Consider the following 2,230-nt stretch of genomic DNA (forward strand, 5'->3'; position numbering starts at 1 on the left):
AGCCTGACGCCGACCGATGCCACGCCCATGAAACGCTTCGACCTGATGTTCGGCGTCAACGTGCGCGGCACCTACCTGTGCACGCAGGCCTGCCTGCCGCAGCTGATCGCGTCGGCGCGCGCCGGGCGCAACCCGCACGTGCTGAACATGTCGCCGCCCTTGTCGATGCGCGAGCACTGGTTCGCGCCGCACGTGGCCTACACCATGGCCAAGTACGGCATGAGCGAATGCACGCTGGGTCATGCGGGCGAGTTCCGCAAGTTCGGCATCGCCGTCAACAGCCTGTGGCCGCGCACCGCCATCGCCACCGCGGCGCTGCAGATGATTCCGGGCGTGGACGTGGGCAAGTGCCGCACGCCGGAGATCCTGGCCGACGCGGCCTGGCACATCCTGACCAGCGACGCGAAGACCACCACCGGCAACTTCTTCATCGACGACGCGCTGCTGGTGCAGCACGGCGTGACCGACTTCGATCGCTACTCGGTGACGCCGGGCAACCGCGATTTCATTCCCGACTTCTTCGTTGACTGACGGGCGGCAAAGGGCCACGCAGGCCGGCTGCGGCGCTTCGATGAAGCGGCCGGCTGCACCGGCTCCGCTGCGGTGCTCGGTCTCGCGGCCCCGCCGCGGAACTTATATGGACGCCTCCCTTGTGGCAAGCGAGCTGTTGAGCTTGCGACGCGGCGGGTTCATTGCACCCCTTATATCCGGCCTTTGTACGCAGCCTGCGCTGCTGGCCATGATGGTGAGTCGCGAGGCTGGTGCTCATCTCACTGACGGGCTCGACCGAAGTCGCCCTGAGTTTCGCCCAGCATTACCAGCCCACGGTCTGACCGCTACGCCATCGTCTCGTCGTCTCGCACGCGCACTCGTTCAGGCAGTTTGTGCCATTCGATTCCTTGGATGCCTACGCCGCGGCGGTGCTTGCCGCCTTGGCGTGTGGCGCTTGGGATAGCCAGTTCGGATCGTATTCGCGTCCGTGCGCGGCCATCGCCCACATGATGCGGGCCAGCTTGTGAGCGACCGCGGTGGCCACGACGTTGAACGGTCGACGCTCGAGCATCCTGGCGATCCACTGCGATGGGGCGGCCGTGCGCACGAGGTTGCGTGCGCCGTGGATCAGCAGCGTTCGCAGGTACGCATCGCCGCGTTTGCTGATGGGTCCCATGCGCACCTTGCCGCCGGTGCCGACGTGGCTGGGCTCCAACCCCAGGCAGCAGGCGAACTGGCGTGCGTTGCGCCATCCCGATGCGTCGCCCACGAGACTGGCCCCCGCGCTGGCACTGAGGCAGCCCAGGCCCGGAACCTTGATCAGGCGCCTGGCCAGCTCGCTGGTGCTCACCATCTCCTTGACCTCGGCCTCCAGCACCTCGATGTGCTCATCGAGCTGGCGCAGCGTGTCGAGTTGCAGCTGCACCAAGCGCTGCATCCGCTCGGGCAATCGCTGCTCGATCTGAGCGCGATTGTCGGCCAGCCAGCGCAACCCCAGCCGCCGTCCCTTGGGCATGACCACCCCGAACTCGTAGAGCAGCCCGCGCAGCGCGTTGACGCGCGCGGTGCGCTCGCGCACCAGTTGAGAGCGGACTCGATGCACCGTCAGGTCGGCTTGCTGCTGGACGGTCTTGACCGGCACGCGCCGCACCGTGGCCGACTGCGCGGTCAGCCAGATCGCGGCCGCGTCGGCGCAGTCGTCCTTGTTGCCGATCACACGCTTGTGCACCTCGAAGGCGGGCAAGAGCTCGACCTGGTGGCCCAGCGCCATGAAGGTACGCCCCCAGTAGTGCGCGCTGCCGCAGGCCTCCATCACGATGCGCCCGGGCTGGCGTTGGGCGATGAAGGCGCTGAACTTGGCGCGGCTCAGCTTGCGGTTGTGGATCTCGCCGGTCTCGGGTTCGACCCAGTGCACGTGGAAGACGCTCTTTGCGATGTCCACGGCGTACGTCGTAGCATTCATGGCGGGGCCTCCTTCGTCAGTGGTTGGATAGAGCTTCCACTTTGGCACTCGATGCCGTCAGATGCGAGGCCCCACCCAACCGACGCGCTCCGGCCTCGGGGATGCGGCGGGAGGCGTCCATACCATCTCACTGCGCGAGCTGCGCTCGCTCCGTTCAATCACCCGCGGCAAGCATGAAGACGAAGCGCGCGAGTACGCGCGCGGGCCGCAAGCCCTGTGCTCCTCGCCGCTTCATAGGCGCGCCGCAGCCGGCCCGCACGGCCCTTTGCTGAACCA

Annotated in this window: 2 protein-coding genes; one reads left to right on the forward strand and one right to left on the reverse strand. The window is 67.3% G+C overall.

Features of this window, described 5'->3' with window-relative positions; genetic code table 11:
- A partial coding sequence (locus ACE3SS_RS15550) for an SDR family oxidoreductase (RefSeq protein ID WP_374595505.1) occupies positions 1–531 on the forward strand: 531 nt, incomplete at its 5' end.
- A gap of 376 nt (positions 532–907) precedes the next feature.
- On the opposite strand, the gene ACE3SS_RS15555 is transcribed toward ACE3SS_RS15550, so the two are convergent.
- Positions 908–1,954 carry an IS110 family transposase gene (locus ACE3SS_RS15555; RefSeq protein WP_374595507.1) on the reverse strand — a complete coding sequence of 349 codons (1,047 nt, stop codon included), beginning with the start codon at positions 1,952–1,954 and terminating at the stop codon, positions 908–910.
- Positions 1,955–2,230 lie beyond the last annotated feature (276 nt).

The organism is Aquabacterium sp. (assembly GCF_041915145.1).
GTDB lineage: Bacteria > Pseudomonadota > Gammaproteobacteria > Burkholderiales > Burkholderiaceae_C > Aquabacterium.

What these genes read in the sequence shown, in the direction of transcription:
- ACE3SS_RS15555 (WP_374595507.1), bottom strand. Translation starts at nt 1,954, where the DNA reads ATGAATGCTACGACGTACGCCGTGGACATCGCAAAGAGCGTCTTCCAC.